This is a genomic window from Streptomyces arenae, assembly GCF_022343545.1.
Classification (GTDB): Bacteria; Actinomycetota; Actinomycetes; order Streptomycetales; family Streptomycetaceae; genus Streptomyces; species Streptomyces humi.
The window spans coordinates 1-17,319 of sequence record NZ_JAKQYH010000045.1; the positions used below are offsets into that span (position 1 = coordinate 1).

The 17,319-nt window shown below is 73.9% G+C and carries 14 protein-coding genes; 4 read left to right on the forward strand and 10 right to left on the reverse strand.

What is annotated here, in order from left to right; translation table 11 throughout:
- Window positions 1-214 precede the first annotated feature (214 nt).
- Both MB828_RS19635 and MB828_RS19640 read right to left on the reverse strand, forming a co-directional pair.
- Window positions 215-2,194 (reverse strand): HEAT repeat domain-containing protein, encoded by a 1,980-nt coding sequence (locus MB828_RS19635; protein ID WP_301649338.1) that lies wholly within the window; start codon window positions 2,192-2,194, stop codon window positions 215-217.
- A gap of 127 nt (window positions 2,195-2,321) precedes the next feature.
- Complete coding sequence (locus MB828_RS19640; RefSeq protein ID WP_301649339.1) at window positions 2,322-4,043, reverse strand: DNA alkylation response protein; 1,722 nt, start codon at window positions 4,041-4,043, stop codon at window positions 2,322-2,324.
- Window positions 4,044-4,115: 72 nt separating this feature from the next.
- Here MB828_RS19640 and MB828_RS19645 point away from each other — a divergent pair, with 72 nt between their 5' ends.
- Window positions 4,116-4,871: a PaaX family transcriptional regulator C-terminal domain-containing protein gene (locus MB828_RS19645; RefSeq protein ID WP_301649340.1), complete on the forward strand. Its 756-nt coding sequence runs from the start codon at window positions 4,116-4,118 to the stop codon at window positions 4,869-4,871.
- Between the two features lie 176 nt (window positions 4,872-5,047).
- Window positions 5,048-5,929 (forward strand): alpha/beta fold hydrolase, encoded by an 882-nt coding sequence (locus tag MB828_RS19650; RefSeq protein ID WP_301649341.1) that lies wholly within the window; start codon window positions 5,048-5,050, stop codon window positions 5,927-5,929.
- 97 nt (window positions 5,930-6,026) lie between these two features.
- Here the strand turns inward: MB828_RS19650 and MB828_RS19655 are convergent, their stop codons facing one another.
- Complete coding sequence (locus MB828_RS19655) at window positions 6,027-6,839, reverse strand: pectate lyase (protein ID WP_301649342.1); 813 nt, start codon at window positions 6,837-6,839, stop codon at window positions 6,027-6,029.
- 330 nt (window positions 6,840-7,169) lie between these two features.
- Here MB828_RS19655 and MB828_RS19660 point away from each other — a divergent pair, with 330 nt between their 5' ends.
- Window positions 7,170-8,423: an SGNH/GDSL hydrolase family protein gene (locus tag MB828_RS19660; RefSeq protein WP_301649430.1), complete on the forward strand. Its 1,254-nt coding sequence runs from the start codon at window positions 7,170-7,172 to the stop codon at window positions 8,421-8,423.
- A 39-nt stretch (window positions 8,424-8,462) separates the two neighbouring features.
- Here MB828_RS19660 and MB828_RS19665 read toward each other — a convergent pair whose 3' ends face one another.
- The 7 genes from MB828_RS19665 to MB828_RS19695 form a co-directional block, all read right to left on the reverse strand.
- Window positions 8,463-9,818 carry a nucleobase:cation symporter-2 family protein gene (locus MB828_RS19665; protein WP_301649343.1) on the reverse strand — a complete coding sequence of 452 codons (1,356 nt, stop codon included), beginning with the start codon at window positions 9,816-9,818 and terminating at the stop codon, window positions 8,463-8,465.
- A 214-nt stretch (window positions 9,819-10,032) separates the two neighbouring features.
- Window positions 10,033-11,403: an FAD-dependent oxidoreductase gene (locus tag MB828_RS19670; protein WP_301649344.1), complete on the reverse strand. Its 1,371-nt coding sequence runs from the start codon at window positions 11,401-11,403 to the stop codon at window positions 10,033-10,035.
- A gap of 185 nt (window positions 11,404-11,588) precedes the next feature.
- Window positions 11,589-12,257 (reverse strand): TetR/AcrR family transcriptional regulator, encoded by a 669-nt coding sequence (locus MB828_RS19675; protein ID WP_133024968.1) that lies wholly within the window; start codon window positions 12,255-12,257, stop codon window positions 11,589-11,591.
- A 136-nt stretch (window positions 12,258-12,393) separates the two neighbouring features.
- Window positions 12,394-13,116 (reverse strand): HAD family hydrolase, encoded by a 723-nt coding sequence (locus tag MB828_RS19680; RefSeq protein ID WP_301649345.1) that lies wholly within the window; start codon window positions 13,114-13,116, stop codon window positions 12,394-12,396.
- 10 nt (window positions 13,117-13,126) lie between these two features.
- The gene (locus tag MB828_RS19685) at window positions 13,127-13,789 is read right to left on the reverse strand and encodes a phosphatase PAP2 family protein (protein ID WP_301649346.1); all 663 of its coding nucleotides are present in this window, start codon (window positions 13,787-13,789) and stop codon (window positions 13,127-13,129) included.
- A 56-nt stretch (window positions 13,790-13,845) separates the two neighbouring features.
- Window positions 13,846-14,781: a M56 family metallopeptidase gene (locus MB828_RS19690; RefSeq protein ID WP_301649347.1), complete on the reverse strand. Its 936-nt coding sequence runs from the start codon at window positions 14,779-14,781 to the stop codon at window positions 13,846-13,848.
- 95 nt (window positions 14,782-14,876) lie between these two features.
- A complete protein-coding gene (locus MB828_RS19695; protein ID WP_301649348.1) occupies window positions 14,877-15,422 on the reverse strand; it encodes a DUF5134 domain-containing protein in 546 nt (181 codons plus the stop codon).
- Between the two features lie 197 nt (window positions 15,423-15,619).
- Here MB828_RS19695 and MB828_RS19700 point away from each other — a divergent pair, with 197 nt between their 5' ends.
- Window positions 15,620-17,266: an FUSC family protein gene (locus tag MB828_RS19700; RefSeq protein ID WP_301649349.1), complete on the forward strand. Its 1,647-nt coding sequence runs from the start codon at window positions 15,620-15,622 to the stop codon at window positions 17,264-17,266.
- Window positions 17,267-17,319: the final 53 nt, after the last annotated feature.

Here is a 17,319-nt window from a genome sequence, read left to right on the forward strand (position 1 = left end):
CTCGCCCGCCGCCGCCCGGCCTCGCCCGCCGCCGCCCGGCCTCGCCCGCCGCCGCCCGGCCTCGCCCGCCGCCCGACCCCGGCAGCCGTGCCGTCGTCAGCGACTCGTCGGCACCTTGCGGCAGGCGGCGCTCGCGCCTGGCAGCTGTGCCCCGGTGAGCGGCTCGTCAGCACCTCTCCGCCGGCGGCGCCCGTCCCCGGCCGCCGTACCCCGGTCAGCTGCTCGGCAGTGCCCTTCGGCAGGTGGCGAGCAGGCGCTCGTCCTGGGCGATGTCGTGGCTGCCGTACCCGCCCGGCCGTGCCGTGTGCCGCCGGGCGGTGGCCAGTTCGGCCGTCACCAGGTCGTGCAGCGGGGCACCCGCCGGGCCCATCGCCGCCAGGTGCCCGGCGATCGCGCAGCGCGTGTGCGGGTTCTGGGACCAGGCGGACCGGAACACCGGCAGCACGGGTTCCGGATCCCCCTCGATCCGCCACAACGCCCCTGCCGCGCAGATCCGTTCCCACACCCGGCCGGACCCGGCCAGCGCACGCAGCGCGGGCAGCGCCTGCCGCGCGGCTCCGCCCAGCCGCCCCAGCTGCTCGGCCGCGGTGCGGGCACTCCGGCTCCGGCCGATGGTCAACTCCCGCAACAGCACCGGGAGTACGGCCTCCGCATCGCCCTCCGCCGCCCACAGGGCTCCCGCCGCCGACGCCGCGTGCCGGGTGTCGAGCAGCCCGCGCAGCACCGGCGTGGCCGCCCGGGCGGCCGTACCCAGCGCGTCGAGCGCCCGCACCGCCTGCCCCGTCAGGGCCTCCCGCGCCCCCAGCGCGTCCGGCGCGCCGCGCAGCAGCCGCAGCACCTCCGGCACCGCCGCGGGATCCGCCAGCGCGGTGACCGCCGCCAGCAGCGGTGCGGCCAGCTCGGCGGCCTCGGGCGAGTCCAGCGGAACCCGGCCGAGCCGGTGCCGCAACGCGGGGGCGAGCGGGGCGGCCGCCCGGCCCAGGTGCACCACCTCGAAGCCCAGACCGCCGGGCACCACCGGTCCCGCGAGCAGCTGGGCCAGGGCCGGTACCGCGCGCGGATCGCCGCTTCTGGCCAGGGCCTTGAGAGGGCCGCCCAGGGAGGGTCTGCCGCGCTCCCAGGTGCGCACCCACAGGTCGGGCCGTACCGTCACCAGGGCGTGCAGTTCGTCGGCCGCGGGCGCGGCCAGCCCGAAAAGCTCCGCGAGGACCGAGACGGCCGCGTCCCGCAACTGGTCCTCCTCAAGACGCAGTTGGGCGCCGATCAGGGCGACGGGAGCCGTGAAGTCCGCGCGCCACTCACGGAACAGCCCGGCCGACATCCGCACCGCGTTGCACCGGTCCAACGCCCCCGGACTGCTCAACTGGCCCACGAGCAGAGCGATCCGGTCCGTCACCCGGTCGTCCAGCGCGCGGTGCAGGGTGCGCAGCAGCGACGAGCCCTCCTCGTCCGACGGCCGCAGCCGCCGTATCCGGCCGACCAGCGTGTCCGTCTCCGCCCGGTCCGGGCCGGCCGACCGGTGCTCGGTCCGCTCCCTCAGCAGCCGGACCGCGGTCGGTACGAGCCCGGCGGGCAGCCGCTCCGGTGCGCCGAGGGCCAGCTGCCCGAGCGCCGCGAGCCGGGCACCCGGAGGGTACGGCGGCTCGCTCTGCGCGGCCAGCAGGTCCACCGCCGCGGCCGCCCGCGCCGGATGGCGCAGGACGAACTGGCCGAGGGCCGCGGTCAGCGACCCCAGCACCCGCTCGTCGGCCTCGGCCGTGATCCGCCGGCCGAGCAGCTCCAGCACCCGCGCCGGTTCGTCGAGGAACCGGACCAGCGCCCCGGCCGCCGCCCGCCGCACCCAGGGGCACGGGTCCTCGGCCAGCGCCACGAACGCCTCGGCCCGCGCGCGCACCGCGCCCTGGGCCCGTGCGCCCGCGCTCTCCGCCCCTATGCTGACCAGCAGTTCCACTATGGCGCCGCGGTCGGGGACCTCGACTCGGGCCGCGAGCGTGAACAGGAAAGGGACGCAGGCGAGCGTCGAGTCGTACACGTTGCCCTGGTGGTGCACCGAGCCGTACATCCCGTCGAGCGCGGCCTCCCGCTCGGCCGCGTCCGCCGAGGCCAGTCCGCGCAGCAGGGCGGGCACGTCCGCCGCGCTGCCGTGAGCGTGCCGCAGCGAGGTCCAGTCGACCTCGTCGATCCCCGTGAACACGTTGTCCTCCCCAGGCGAGTACCACCTGTCCGGGAGTCTGCACCACGGCACTGACAACAATGCGGAATCGGACGGCGACTGTGTGCGATCCGTCGACGGTCACCGGCCAACGACACGCGAGCAGCGGTCAGTTCGCGCCGGGCAGTGCCCGTTCCAGGATCGGGTCGAGTGCGGTCCGGGCGGGCAGGGTGCCGAACGCATACCCCCAGTCGCCGTCCAGCCGGGTCGCGCAGAAGGCGTCGGCGACGGCCGCGGGGGCGTACCGGACCAGCAGCGATGCCTGGAGTGCCAGCGCCATCCGCTCGACCAGCCGGCGGGCGCCCACCTGATCGGTCTCCGCAAGTCCGGCCTTCAACCGGGCGACCGCGCCGTCCAGCCGGGCGTCCGCCCCGCGCGCGTGCGCGAGTTCGCCGAAGAAGGCGTCGGCGGCGCCCGGTTCACGGGACAGGGCGCGCAGCACGTCGAGTGCGTTGACGTTCCCGGAGCCCTCCCAGATCGACAGCAGCGGTGCCTCCCGGTAGTGCCGGGGCATGCCGGAGTCCTCGACGTAGCCGTTGCCGCCCAGGCACTCCAGGGCCTCCGCGGTGAAGGCCGGACCGCGCTTGGTGACCCAGTACTTGCCGACGGCCGTCGCGATCCGCCGGAACGCCCGCTCCTGCTCGTCCCCGCGCACCGCGCGGTCCGCCGCGCCCGCGAGGCGCAGGGTGAGCGTGGTCGCGGCCTCCGACTCCAGCGCCAGGTCGGCCAGCACGTTGCGCATCAGCGGCTGGTCGACGAGGCGCGCGCCGAACGCGCTGCGGTGCCGCACGTGATGACCGGCTTCGACAAGCGTCTTGCGCATCAGGGTCGCCGAGTTCATCACGCAGTCCAGCCGGGTGCAGTTGACCATCTCGATGATGGTCTTCACGCCCCGCCCCTCCGGTCCGACCAGCCAGGCCACGGTCCCTTCGAACTCGGGCTCCGAGGACGCGTTCGACCGGTTGCCCAGTTTGTCCTTCAACCGCTGGATGCGGAACGCGTTGCGGCTGCCGTCCGGCAGCACGCGCGGCACCAGGAAGCACGACAGGCCGCCCGGCGCCTGCGCCAGCACCAGGAAGACGTCGCACATCGGCGCCGACGTGAACCACTTGTGCCCGCGCAGGGTGTAGACGCCGGGCTCGGAGGTGGGAGCCGCGGTCGTGGTGTTCGTCCGTACGTCCGAACCGCCCTGCTTCTCGGTCATGCCCATCCCGGCGAGCAGCCCGGGCTTGTCCGCCGGCACCCGCAACCCCGGTTCGTAGACCCTGCTGGTCAGCAGCGGTTCGTACACCTTCGCCAGCTCGGGCTGGGCGCGCAGCGCGGGCACGGCGGCGTAGGTCATCGACGTCGGGCAACCATGGCCGGATTCGGTGTGTCCCCACACCAGCCCGCCCGCCGTCCGTGCGACATGGGCGCCGGCCCGGCCGTCCGCCCAGGCCGCCCCCGCCAGGCCCTCGGCGACGGCCGTCCGCATCAGGTGGTGCCAGGCGGGGTGGAAGGCGACCTCGTCGATCCGGTTGCCGTACCGGTCGTGGGTGCGCAGCTCCGGCTCGTGGCGGTTGGCCAGCTCACCCCACTCCTGCGCCTCCGTGCTGCCGGCCCGGACCCCGAGCCGCCGGATCTCCTCCTCGGCCCACCCGGCACCCTCCCTTCGCACCCCTTCGAGCAGGGCCTGGTCGTCGGAGGCGTCGTAGGGCGCGAGGGGCGGCGCCTGGTTGGTGACGTCGTGGGTGGCCGCGGCGGAGGTACCGGTGGGGTCGACGGCGGAGGTGCCGGTGGGGGCGACGGCGGTGGCGCGCTGCGGCCGGCGGAGCGAGGCGGTGGAGTCCATGGGGTCCATGTTGCACTCTTCCTGCGGTCGCAGCAATATTGCAATACGCTGCCGCCCGTACAGTACGTGACCATGCACATGAACGTGTCCGCCGAGGCCGCCGACGCCGACCTGCGGCCGCTGTCCGCCCGGTCGGTCGTGCTGAGCCTGCTGCTGGGCACGCATCCGCCGGAGCTGCCGGTGAAGGACCTGGTGCGGCTCGTGGAACCGTTCGGGATCGGCGGCTCGACGCTCAGGGCCGCCCTCAGCCGTATGACGGCGTCCGGCGACCTCCGCCGTACCGGCGACGCCGTATACGGCCTCAGTGAGCGGCTGCTGACCCGGCAGCGGCGCCAGGACGAGGCGGTACGACCCCGCACGCGCGCGTGGCACGGCGACTGGGAGATGCTGGTCGTCACGGCCTCCGGCCGCGGCCCCGCCGAACGGGCGGAGCTGCGCACCCGCCTGACCGCCCTGCGGCTCGCCGAACTGCGCGAGGGAGTCTGGCTGCGCCCGGCGAACCTGGTGCGGGCGCTGCCCGCGGATCTGCTGGCGACCACCGAGTCGTACACGTGCCGGCCGGCCCGTCCCGCACCCGAACTGGCGGCCTCCCTCTGGCCGTTGACCACCTGGTCCGCCCGGGCCCGGGCCCTGCTCGACCGAGCGGCCGAATCCCCGCTCCCGCCAGACCGCTTCACGGTCTTCGCGGCGGCCGTCCGTCACCTGCTGACGGACCCGGTCCTGCCCCCGGAACTGCTGCCGCCCGACTGGCCGGCCGACCGCCTGCGCGCGGCCTACGCGGCCTACCGGGCGGAACTGGGCGAGCCGACGCCACCCCCGGGCGACTGACACCGCGGGCGACCGACACCTGCGGGCGACCGACACCTGCGGGCGGCTGACACCCGCGGGCGACTGGCACACCTGGGTGACTGACACCCGCAGTGCCACACCGGCCCGGCGGAACCCCTGGCCGCCCGTCGGCAATCCGGGTGCGCCCGGTAGCCCTGGCCTGGCAGGATCCGCGTATGCCCATCGCCGAAGTGTCACCCGGAGTGTCCATCGCCCACGAGGCCTTCGGCGATCCCGGAGACCCCCCTGTGCTGCTCGTGATGGGCTTCGGCGCCCAGATGATCGCCTGGCACGAGGACTTCTGCCAGGCGCTGGCGGATCGCGGCAGGTACGTGATCCGCTACGACAACCGCGACAGCGGACTGTCCACGAAGTTCGACGAACACCCCGTCGAAGTGGGCCGGTTCATCGCCACGGTCCGCTCGGGAGACATGGCCGCCGCCCTCGCCATGGTCCCCTACGGCTTGCAGGACATGGCCGACGACGGCCTGAACCTGCTCACCGTGCTCGGTGTCGAACGAGCCCACGTGGTCGGCGCGTCGATGGGCGGAATGATCGCCCAGACGATGGCCATCAGCCACCCGGAGCGGGTGCTGACGCTGACGTCCATGATGTCCTCCACCGGCGAGAGCGAGTACGGCCGGTCCAGCCCCGAGGCCCGTGCGGTCCTGTTCGGCCCGAAGCCCACGGACCGCGAGGGCTACATCGCCGCGGCGGACCGGGAGTTGGCGTGGGCGTCGAGGCGCTACGGCGACCCGGCGGCGCTCCGGGAGCTGGCCGCCGCCAGTTATGACCGCGGCCTCCACCCCGCCGGGATCGGACGTCAGCTCGGCGCGATGGTGCTCGGCGGCTCCCGCGCGGACGCGCTCCGGGAACTGCGGGTGCCCACCCTCGTGATCCACGGTCTGGACGACACGCTGATCGACGTCAGCGGCGGGCGCCGCACGGCGGACCTGGTGCCAGGGGCCGAACTCCTGCTGATTCCCGACATGGGACACGACCGCCCACGCCCGCTCTGGCCCGAGCTCATCGACGCGCTGGCGGCTCACACGGGCTGAATCCCGCTCCACGAACAGGTCCGGGAGGGCGCGGTCGGGCCGTCGCCGCCCGGTGAGCGGCGGCGGCCCGGTGAGCGGCGACGGCCGGTCGCCCGGCTCACTTGTAGGTGATGTCCGAACTCGCGTACTTGCAGTACGTCCCGTCCGGGCCGCTCCCGTTCGTCGTCGGTTCCGCGCCCGTGTTGTTGCCGATGTACTTCTGGCAGGGCACGATCTTCTTGCCGCTGTCCCCGACGATCGTGATGTTCTTCAGGGTGGCGCTGTCGCCGTAGTTGGTGTTGATGCCGACCAGCGCGCTGCCCTTGTACGTCGCCTCGATCGTGTTGAGGTTGATCGTGCGCTTGTACTGCGTCGAGCAGTTGCCGCAGGAGCGGACCAGTTTGCCGAAGGTCTGCACCGCGAAGTTGGACACGTTCAGCGTCCCGGCACCGTTGAACTGGAAGACCTTGTCGCTGGCCTCATTCGCGCCGCCGCCGGAGACGGTGTAGACGTTCGAGGACGAGGAGCCGCGGAAGGTCGCCGCGTCCTCGCCGACGTCCTCCCACCACACGTTCTGCAGCGTGCAGCTGCCCTCGCAGTGGATGCCGTCCGCGGCGGGCGCCCCGATGATGACGTTCTTGAGGACCGTGCCGGCCGCCAGGTCGAGGAGGGGGTCCTGGTCCTCGCTCTGCCCGCCGGTGCCGAGGTCGCCGCTGCCGTAGAGGCGCAGCATCCCGTAGTCCTTGGTGCCCGACAGCTTGATGGTCGCGCTGACGGCCTGGCTGCCGTTCGCGGTCGGCCAGGTGGCCGCGTCGGCCCGGGACCCATCAGTCATGATCATGCCAACCGACAGGCCCAGGGCGGCCAGTCCGCCCGCCAGTGCGCGCGCACTGGTCCGTGCTCGTGCTCGTGCAAGTACTCGTGAAGTCATGTCCCGTGTGCCTTCTTTCGAGTGGGGGCTTGCGTCGTCAAGGAGTCGGCTCTGTACGTGGACGACGTACAGCACCTTGAACGGCTTCTGCGGAGACCAGCTCAAAAGGGGTCGATCTGCGACCCCTTGGTCACGGTGCTGAACGGAACGTAGGGTGAAAGCGCTTTCTGGTCAAGTGCTGTGGGAGCGCTTCCAGAAGGGCCATGTCCATGCCACGATGCCGGTGGTGTCCCGCAGCCCTTCGCCAGGAAGGCCCCCGTGAAGCCGCAGCCCAGCAGAACCCCGTTCGCCACGCTCCTCAGCGCCGCTGTCCTCGTCCTCGCCCTGGTGATGACCGTCACCGCCGTCACGGCGCTGGTCCGCGGGCCCGGGCAGGTCACCGCACACACCGCACGGGGCGGCCACTGGGTGACCACCTGGACCGGAATGCCGCAGCTCACCGAGACCGGCAACCTGCCGCCGGCGCCCTTCACGGGGGAGGCCTCGGTCCTGGCCGACACCACGCTGCGGCAGACCGTCCGGGTGACCGCCGGCGGACACCGTCTGCGGCTGCGCTTCTCCAACGCCTACGGCGACACCCCCCTGCCGCTCACCTCGGTGACCGCGGCGCTCCCCGAGGGCGGACGGGCGGGCGTCAGCGCCGTCGTTCCCGGCAGCGTCGAGCCCGTCACCTTCTCCGGGCGGGCCGCCACCGTGGTGCCGGTCGGCGCCGAGGTCGTATCCGATCCCGTGGACATGGAACTGGACCCCGGTGCCGAGCTCACCGTCACGGCGTACACGGCGCAGGGCCAGCCCGACCACGCGCTCACCTCGCACCCCGGCTCGCGCACCACGTCGTACCTGCTGCGTGGCGACCACGTCCGGGACCAGGACCTCGCCGACGCCACCCCGGTCGACCACTGGTACCTGCTGAGCGACGTCGAGGTCCCGGCGCCGGCCGCGACCCGTGCCGTCGCCGTCCTCGGTGACTCCCTGACGGACGGCCGGGGTTCCACGACCAACGGCAACGACCGCTGGCCCGACCAGTTCTTCGACCGGCTCCGGACCCGTGCCGCGGATCCGCACCTCGCGGTCCTCAACCAGGCGGCCGGCGGCAACCGCGTTCTGAACGACGGCCTCGGCCCCAACGTCCTGGCCCGCCTCGACCGGGACGTGCTGTCCCGCAGCGGAGTGTCCTGGCTGATCGTCTTCGAGGGCGTCAACGACATCGGCACGGCCGCCGCCACCCCGCAGGCCCAGCGGGCCGTCGCCGACGACCTGATCGCCGCCTACCGGCAGATCGTCGTCCGCGCCCACGCCCAGGGCATCCGGGTCTACGGCGCCACGCTGCTGCCCTTCGGCGGCAACGCGTACGACGACGGGGCGGGCGTCCGTGAGGCGGCCCGGCAGCGCGTCAACGCCTGGATCCGCGGCCCCGGACACTTCGACGCGCTGCTGGACTTCGACCGGGTGGTCAGGGATCCCGCGGACCCCGGCCGGCTGCGGGCCGACCTCCAGGTGGGGGACTGGCTGCACCTCGATCCGACGGGCTACGGGGCACTGGCGGCCGCGATACCGACCCGGCTGTTCACCCCGGACTCCTGATACCGCCGGGGGGGCGTCAGGCCGCCGCTCCGGCCCCGCTCAGGCCGCCGGTCCGGCCTCGCTCGGCACGGGCTGAGGGGACGAACCCGCCCTCGTCGGCAGGTGGTTGAAGAGGAGGTTCAGGGCGATCGCCGTCAGGCAGCCCGCGCTGATGCCGCTGTTCATCACCGTCTGGAACCAGTCAGGGAACTTCTCGTAGACCGTCGGCACGCCCACCGGCAGCAGGCCGACCGCCACCGAGACGGCCACCACCGTCAGGTTGTCGTTGCCCTTGAAGTCGACGGTCGCGAGCGTGCGCAGACCGCTCGCCGCGACCGTCCCGAACATCACCAGCCCCGCACCGCCCAGCACCGGCGCCGGAATCGCCGCGACCACCGCGCCCAGCTTGGGCAGCAGACCCAGCAGCACCAGGATGCCGCCGGCCGCCGCGACCACCCAGCGGCTGCGCACCCGGGTCATCCCGACCAGGCCCACGTTCTGCGCGTACGCCGTGTACGGGAAGGTGTTGAAGACACCGCCCAGGACGGTCGACAGCCCGTCGGCGCGCAGGCCGTCCGCCAGGGAGCGCGGCTCGACCCGGCGGCCGGTCATCTCGCCCACGGCGATCAGGTCACCGGTCGTCTCCGTCATGGTGACCAGGGCGACCACCAGCATGGAGACGATCGCCGAGGCGTGGAACGTCGGGGTGCCGAAGTGGAACGGCGTGCTGATGCCCAGCCAGTCGGCGTCCCCGACCCCGCTGAAGTCGGTGAATCCGAACGGCACGGCCACCGCCAGGCCCACCGCGATGCCGATCAGGACGGCGATCCGGGCCAGGGGGGCGGGCGCGAACCGCTGCACGCCGATCACCACCGCGAGCACGAAGGCCGCCAGCGCCAGGTTCTTCGGCTCCCCGAAGTCCTTGGCGCCCGCGCCGCCCGCCGCCCAGTTGCCCGCGACCGGCAGCAGCGAGACCCCGATGATCAGGATCACGGTGCCGGTGACCAGGGGCGGGAAGAAGCGCAGCAGTCTGCCGAAGACGGGCGCCAGCAGCATGATCGCAAGACCGGCCACGATCACCGAGCCGTAGATCGCGGGCAGTCCGCCGCCCGTCGTACCGATCAGGACCATCGGCGACACCGCCGCGAACGTACAGCCCTGCATGATCGGCAGCCGTACGCCGAAGCGCCAGCATCCGACGCACTGGATGAGGGTCGCGATCCCGCACACCAGCAGGTCGGCGGTGATCAGATAGGCCAGGTCGGCGGGCGACAGCTTCATCGCACCGCCCACGATGAGCGGAACGGCGACGGCTCCCGCGTACATCGCGAGCACGTGTTGCAGCCCGAACACGGCCAGTTGCCGTACGGGTGGGACCTCGTCGACGGGGTGGACGGGGGCGGTGGTCGTGGCCATGGGGACTCCAGAGCGGGGACGACATCCGGACAGCACGAGACCGTAAGCGGCTTGCACAGTTTGTTGATTTCCGCGGTGTTGCCGATACGTGTCATGCCCACCGGGACGCGATCGACTCCGCGCGCCGACTCCGTGGCACGACTCCGTGCCACGACTGTGTTGCGACTCCGCCCCACGACTCCGTCCCCGGCCGCCGTGCCCGTGTACGCGGCCGCTACGGCTCCGTCCCGACCGCCGTTCGTCCTGCCGCCGCCCGCGCCGCCGCCAGCAGGGAGTCCCAGTCGGCCAGCTTGACCACGCCCCGTCCCAGCCGGGCTCCGAGCGCCGCCTCGGCCTGTTCGATCGCCTGCCACCCCGTCCACTCGACGGGTTCGACGCCCGCCGAGCGCAGCGCGGCGACCGGGTCCTCCGGCACCTCCCGGCGCATCAGCACGGGGGCGTCCGCCAGCAGCGACGTCACCGTCTCCTTGGCGTCGGGCCGGTTGGTGCCGATGACGCCGGTGGGGCCCCGCTTGATCCAGCCCGCGACGTAGTCGCCGGGCACGTCGAAGCAGCCGTGCAAGACGCGGCCGGCCTCGTGCGGCACGGTGCCGCTCTCCTCGTCGAACGGGAGCCCCTCCAGCGGTACTCCGCGGTAACCCACCGAGCGCAGCACCAACTGCGCCTCCACCGTCTCGTACCGCCCGGTGCCCCGCACCCCACCGAGCCCGTCCGGCTCGGTGCGTTCGAAGACCACCGCGCCCACCCGGCCGCCGTCGTCGAGCACTTCGACCGGACGCAGGAAGAACCGCAACCGGATCCGGCGCCCCGGTCCCCGGCCGCGGCGCTCGCCCCAGCCGCGCAGCACCTCCACGTTGCGGCGCTGGGCGGCGGGCAGCGCGGACGGGTCGGCGCACGCCGGGTCGAGCGCCAGCTCGCCCGGCTCCACCAGGACCTCGGTGTCCGGCAGGCCGCCGAGCTCGCGCAGCTCCTTGGTGGTGAACCGGGCCTGCGAGGGGCCTCGCCGGCCCACCACGTGGACCTCCCTTATCCGGCTCCGGACCAGCGCGGTCAGGGCCGCCTGCGGCATGTCCGTCGGGCTCAGCTCCGCCACGCCCCGGGCCAGCATCCGCGCCACGTCGACCGCGACGTTGCCGACGCCGATGACCACCGCCGACCGGGCGTCGCGCACGAACCCGGCGTCGACGGCGTCCGGGTGGGCGCTGTACCAAGACACGAACTCGGTCGCCGACCAACTGCCCGGCAGCTCCTCGCCGGGGATCCCGAGCCGTCGGTCGGTGGCCGCCCCGACGCAGTACACCACCGCGTGGTACAGCTCCCGCAGGCGTGCCACCGGCAGTCCGCCCGGCCCGCCGACCCGGACCCCGCCGAGGAACCGCACCCGCTCGTGCTCCAGGACGGTGCGGAGGTTGCCCTGCAACGACTTGATCTTCTCGTGGTCCGGGGCGACCCCGTACCGCACCAGTCCGAACGGGCACGGCAGCCGGTCCAGGACGTCCACCCGCACCGTGGGGTCGAGCTGGACGAGGTTCTGGGCGGTGTAGCACCCGCTCGGACCGGAGCCGACGACGGCGACACGCAACACGAGGAGACTCCTTGCCCGAGGGGCTGGTGGCTCCAGCATCCCACCGGCCCGGTCGCCTCGACAGGGGCCGCAGGGGTGAAGCGGGCGCGTGTTCACGGCTGCGGAGTGTGATGATGTGAATACCTGGCGTACCTGCGGGGAGGTGCGGCAAAGGGATCCTGACCACCCGTCATGCACCCTGCGTACTAAGGCTGTTGGGGCTCCGACCGGTCCTCCGTGGCGAAGAACCGGGACAGGTCCTGCCGCTCGGTCGCCGGTGCGGACTCCGGCGGCAGCCCCAGCCCCCCGTCGAGGCCGTAGCGCTCGAACAGCTCCGCCCGCAGTACCGGCACCGGCATCGGCACCCCCGGGACCAGCGCCGCGTACACCGCCCCCATCAGCAGGGCCCGCAGCATCGGGTAGTCGGCCGTCACGTCCTGCGAGCCGTACCGCGCGACGGTGTCGCCCAGCAGCTCCGACAGCCGGCGCTGCTCCGGGCACTGCACGAACCCCTCGGCCTGGAGCAGCCCCGCCATGTGCTGGCGCATCAGCACCGGCCGGTCGTGGGCGAGGCCCAGGATCGCGTCGATGGCCCGCGCCAGCCGCTCCCGTCCGTCCTCCGTGTGCGGCTCGTGCTCCAGCGCCTCCTCCAGAGTGCGGTGCATCAGCCGGTGCACGGCGGACTGCACCAGCTGGCGCTTGCCGGGGAAGTAGTACGACACCAGGCCGCGCGCCGAGCCCGCCCGGTCGGCGATGTCGCCCAGCGTGGTGGCTTCGAAGCCCTGCGCGTCGACCAGCTCGACCGCGGCCTGCAGCAGCCGCTCGCGGGAACGCCTCCGCAACTCTTCATTGACCGATGCGCTGCGCGGGGACATCCTGGAACTCCTGCGTTGACTGGCTGCCAGCCAACTATAATCGACGCAGCGGCCCCCGCTCTGCGCGGGGCCGGTTCAGGGCTGCCGTCCGTCCGGGGCGACACGGGGGAGCGTCTCGGGCGGACGGCACCGCAGGTCAGGCCTGCGTGGGCGTGGCCGGTCGGCGGGCCACGCCCACCAGGTCGAGGACCGGCAGCAGCGCGTCCGGCCGCTCGCCGACCGGCAGATGGTCCACGAAGTGCACCCGGCAGCCGAGCGTCGCCGCCCCGCCGTCCGCGGGCCGGCTGTCCCCGACCATGACGGTCTCGCCCGGCTCCGCCCCGAGCGCCTCCAGCGCCACCGTGAAGAGCCGCGGATCAGGCTTCTGGACACCGTGTTCGTACGACAGGACGTACGCGTCCACATACGCGTCGAGCCCGTGCGCGCGGAAGACCGGGCGCAGGTCCCAGCCGATGTTGCTGACCACGCCGACGCCCACGCCGTGCGCGCGCAGGGTGCGCAGCACCTCGGCGGTGTCCGGGTACGGCGTCCAGGCGGCCGGGGCCATGTGCCGCTCGTAGAGCGCGTCGTGCAGGAGCGGGTCCGGCAGCGGCACCCGACGGGACAGGCCGGTGTACGCGGCCCGGTGCGACGTCGCGCTCTCGTCCCGTACCGCCCACATCCCGGCCAGTTCCTCGGGCAGCGCGACCGGGTTCGCCCCGCCGGGCTGCGCCCCGGCCACCTCCAGCGCCCGGGCGGCCTCTGCCAACTCGCCCTCGGAGAGCACCACTTCGGATGCCGCGAGTACCGCCCGCAGCCAGGATTCGGTGGACTCGATGCGGAAGAGGGTCCCGGAGAAGTCGAAGAGCACGGCAGTCATGCGCGGGACTCTACCGACGCCGGTCGCCCCGTTCCCAGCCGTAGGCCAGCACCGCCAGCGCCACCACCAGCGCTCCGAGCAGCCAGCCGCCGAGCACGTCCGAGGGCCAGTGGACACCGAGCCAGATCCGGGTCAGACCGACGCCTATGACCGACACCCAGGCCGCGGCGAGCGCCGTACGCCACACCGCGCGGCCGGTGCCGCAGCGGTGCAGCAGCCACAGCAGCAGCCCGCACACCACCGTCGCGGTCATCGTGTGCCCCGAGGGGAACGCCGCGTAGTGCGCGGAGTCGACCGGGTCCGGCCACGCGGGGCGCGGGCGGTCGACGGCCGCCTTGAGGGACTGCTGGGCGGCCGTGCCCAGCGCGCAGGTCACGGCCAGCCACAGAGCGGTCCACCACGCCCCGTGCCGCCACACCAGCCACACCGCGACGGCCGCGCAGAGCAGGCGCATGGTCAGCGGGTCCCAGACCCAGTCGGTGAGGACGCGCAGGACCTGGGTGGTGCCCTGGTCCGCCACGGCCCAGCGGTGCGCGGTGCCCGCGATGCCCTCGTCGACCGCGACCAGCGGCGGCCACTCGCCGGCGACGAGGGCGAGCAGTAGCGCCGAGGCGAGGGCGAGTACGGCGGTCGTGAGAAGCGGAGCAGGGCGGTCGCTGGGCGGGGGTGGCATGGCGTGATCTTTGCCGAGTCATTGCCCGGAGAGCAATTCCCCTGAGGGGCCGGGCTTTACCCGAATGCGCGCAGGCCAGGAACGAGCGCCACCAGTACCGGGATCACCGGTACCAGGGCGGCCGTCGCGGTCAGCCGCAGTCGGTGCCGGGCGGGGAGCCGGTCCGGGGCGGTGAGCAACCGGTGGACGCGTTGCGGGACATGGGCGTGCGGGCGCGGGCCGGGGCCGAACACGCCCCGGTCCTCGTTGAGTTCGACCAGGGCGAGGGCGGTGGTGAGGCGGCCGTGGCGCCGGGAGGCCATGTCGTCGGCGGCCAGTTCGACCAGCCGGTGCATCTCCGCACGGAACGCGGCGAACACCGGGATCTGCGGGAACCCGTCCGCCAGCGCGGCCGAGCAGTGCAGCAGCCAGTCGTGCCGGGCCTGCGCGTGCCCCTGCTCGTGGGCGAGCACCGCGTCCAGCTGGCGGCCTTTCAGCCGGCGCAACGCGGAGGTGGTGACGACCAGTCGGGGTGCCGCCCCGGGCAGCCACCAGGCGTCGGGCCGCTCGCCCTCGAGGACGACGAGACGGTCGGCCGTCGGTTCCTCGCCGGGCAACAGCGGTGATCGGACCAGGAGTTCGGCCCTCCGGCGGCGGCGCCCGGCCCTGGTCCGCAGTACTTCGCGCACCAGCATCGCCCCGCTCCACAGCCCCGCACCGGCCAGGGCCAGCGCGGTCGCCGCCGCCCACGGGCCGGCCGTACCGAGCGGATAGGCGGCCGCCACCCCGCTCGGCGCGGTCGCGAACACATGTCCCCGCACCGCCTGCCAGGCCGCCGCGGCGCTCAGCGTCATCGACAGCGCACAGCACAGCAGGACGGCCGCCACCACGCACTGCCACACCCACAGGGCGACCACCGGCTCCCGGTCCGTCCAGTCGGCCCGGGCGAGCAGCCGGGGCCCGACGACGGCGGTCAGGGTGCCGAGCAGCAGCAGTGCCACGGGGACCATCATGGCCGGCAGCCTATGAGCGGGGGGCCGCTCAGGGGTACAGCCCATCGCGCCAAAGTGACGCAGGCAACGTCCGCGCGGCGAGGGGCGTCACCCCGTCACAGTGCCAACAGCATCGCCACCATGCCGATCCCCATCGACAACCGGCACGCCCGCGCCAGTTCGGGCCGGTCGCCCCAGCCGGCCGTCCCGGCACCGGCGGCCGCCGCCGCGACCGGCACCAGCCGCGCCCCGGCCAGCAGGACGTAGCCGGTGAAGTAGACGAGCAGCACCCCGGTCAGCGGCGGGACTCCGGCGCCGCCGTGGTGGTGCGCGCCGGGAGAGGCCGCCATCACGACCGCCATGTAGACCATCGCGGCGGCCCCCACCAGGTGGTGCAGATGGTGCGGGCTGCTGCGGGCACTCCACAGCGCGCGCAGCGCCGCCGCTCCGAACACCGCCGCGTACAGCGGCCAGGCCCACGCCGGCGGCGTGAAGACGGTGGTGGGCACGGCCATCGCGGCCATGCCGAACCCCATCAGCGCCTCGCCGCCCGCGGCGCGGCGCTGTTCCTCGACACTGCTGCGCATCCGCAGCAGGCAGTAGGCCCCGGTCGCCGCGCACAGCGCGACCAGCAGCCAGCCGGGCGAAGCCGGTCCGTGCACGCGCACCTCCCCGCTCGACGTCGCGTCAACGGATGCGATGCCCCGGCCGCACAGCGCGCACGCCAGCGCAAGGATGTACACGGGGAGCATTCGACGGAGCACAGCAGGTGAGGGCCGGGACGCCCGGCGGCAGGCGGAGGGGGGTCCTGACTGTTCGATAGTGTTTTACGAGTAAAACACATGCTAAATTGGTGGCTATGAGCACCGCGACCCGTCCCCTTCCCCTCGCCGGAGCACTCCGCCTCGGCCGGCCCTCCGACATCTGGTTCAAGCCCGCCCTCAGCGTGGTGGCCGCGGTCGCTCCGCCCAACCTGATCCTGCTGGCCCTCGGCCGCCTCGACCTGGCGATGTACACCATGGCCGGATCGCTGTGCGCGCTCTACGGCCACAACCGCCCCTACCCCGCGCGCGCCCGCACGCTGGCCCGGGTGATCCTCGGCATGGTCGCCGGCCTCGCCGTGGCGCTGACCGCCGCCGCGCTCACCGGGAACGCGGTCGTGCTGGTCACCGTCGGCGCCCTGATGGCCGCCGTGCAGAAGGTCCTCTGCGACGCCACCCGGGTCGGCCCGCCCGGGAACGTGGTGCTCACCTTCATCAGCTCCGCCTCCCTGTTCGCCCCGGGGACCCTCGGCCAGGTCCCCGGCCATGTCGCGCTGGCCCTGGCGGCGGGCGCCTGGGCCTGGCTGGTGGGGATGGCGCCCGGTCTGCTGCGCCCGCACGGCCCCGAGCGCCGGGCCACCGCCCACGCCCTGAACGCCACCGCCGCCTACGCCGACACCCGGGGCACCGGGGCCGGACACGCGAAGGCCCGGGCCGGGGCGGCCGCCGCCGTGCAGGCCGCGTGGCAGTCGCTGCTGGCCACCGGCGCGCGTACCGACCGCACCCGGCGCGCCCTCGAACACCTCGTCGTCCGGGCCGAGGTCGCCCTCGCCGCCCCCGCCGACGCCGACCCGGCACTGCTGCGCGGCTGGGCCCGCGCCCTGCGCGGCACCGGACGCGTTCCCCGGGTGTCCGGCGCCGACGACGAACTCCTCGGCGTCGACGCCGAACTCGCCGCGCCCCACCGCCCGTCGTGGCGCCGGCTCGGCCCGCTCGCGCCCCTCGCCGCCCGCACCGCGCTCGGCTGCGCCCTGGCCGGCTACGCCTCCCTGGCCCTCGGCGTCGGCCGCCCCTACTGGGCGCTGGTCACCGCGGCCTCCCTCTACCAGGCCAACGTCACCCTGACCTGGAGCCGGGGCGTCCAGCGCGTCGTCGGCAACCTCCTCGGGGTCCTCGTCTTCGCCGCCGTCGTGCCGCTCGCCCATCTGCACCCGGCCGCCCTGGTGCTGTGCTGCCTCGCCTTCAACTTCGGCGCCGAGGCGCTGATCGGCCGCAACTACTGGCTCGGCAGCGTCTGCGTCACCCCCATGGCCCTGCTCATCACCGAGTTCGCCCGCACCCAGGACGCCGGACAGCTGATCACCGAGCGGGTCGTCGACACCCTGGTCGGCGCGCTCGTCGGCTTCGGTACGGCCGTCGTCGTCACCAACCGCCGGGCAGGCGACGGCATCGAGCACGCCCTGACCGCCGTCGAACGGGCCCGCGAACAGGCCGCCCGCGTGCTCGCCGAGCCGCGACCGGCCCCGCGTGCCCTGGAGGCCGCCCGCCGCGCCCTCGCCGCCACCCTGGCCGAACTGCGCGCCACGACCGACGCCGCGTCCGGCGAGTGGTGGCAACGGGCACTTCCCCAGGAGCGGGTCGTGCTCGCCGAACAGTCCGGACACCGTACGCTCGCCGCGACGGTACGACGCCAGGGACCGCACACCTGGGACGGCACGAGGACAACGGAGGACGCACGGCCATGACGGCGACCAGCGGACGACCGGCGGCCGACGACAGAACGGGGAGGGACACGGAC

Coding starts and splice junctions, on each gene's coding strand:
- MB828_RS19680 (WP_301649345.1), bottom strand. CDS start 13,116: ATGACTGCCGTGCTCTTCGACTTCTCCGGGACCCTCTTCCGCATCGAG.
- MB828_RS19640 (WP_301649339.1), bottom strand. CDS start 4,043: ATGGACTCCACCGCCTCGCTCCGCCGGCCGCAGCGCGCCACCGCCGTC.
- MB828_RS19665 (WP_301649343.1), bottom strand. CDS start 9,818: ATGGCCACGACCACCGCCCCCGTCCACCCCGTCGACGAGGTCCCACCC.
- MB828_RS19700 (WP_301649349.1), top strand. CDS start 15,620: ATGAGCACCGCGACCCGTCCCCTTCCCCTCGCCGGAGCACTCCGCCTC.
- MB828_RS19675 (WP_133024968.1), bottom strand. CDS start 12,257: ATGTCCCCGCGCAGCGCATCGGTCAATGAAGAGTTGCGGAGGCGTTCC.
- MB828_RS19655 (WP_301649342.1), bottom strand. CDS start 6,839: ATGACTTCACGAGTACTTGCACGAGCACGAGCACGGACCAGTGCGCGC.
- MB828_RS19685 (WP_301649346.1), bottom strand. CDS start 13,789: ATGCCACCCCCGCCCAGCGACCGCCCTGCTCCGCTTCTCACGACCGCC.
- MB828_RS19660 (WP_301649430.1), top strand. CDS start 7,170: ATGACCGTCACCGCCGTCACGGCGCTGGTCCGCGGGCCCGGGCAGGTC.
- MB828_RS19690 (WP_301649347.1), bottom strand. CDS start 14,781: ATGATGGTCCCCGTGGCACTGCTGCTGCTCGGCACCCTGACCGCCGTC.
- MB828_RS19650 (WP_301649341.1), top strand. CDS start 5,048: ATGCCCATCGCCGAAGTGTCACCCGGAGTGTCCATCGCCCACGAGGCC.
- MB828_RS19645 (WP_301649340.1), top strand. CDS start 4,116: ATGCACATGAACGTGTCCGCCGAGGCCGCCGACGCCGACCTGCGGCCG.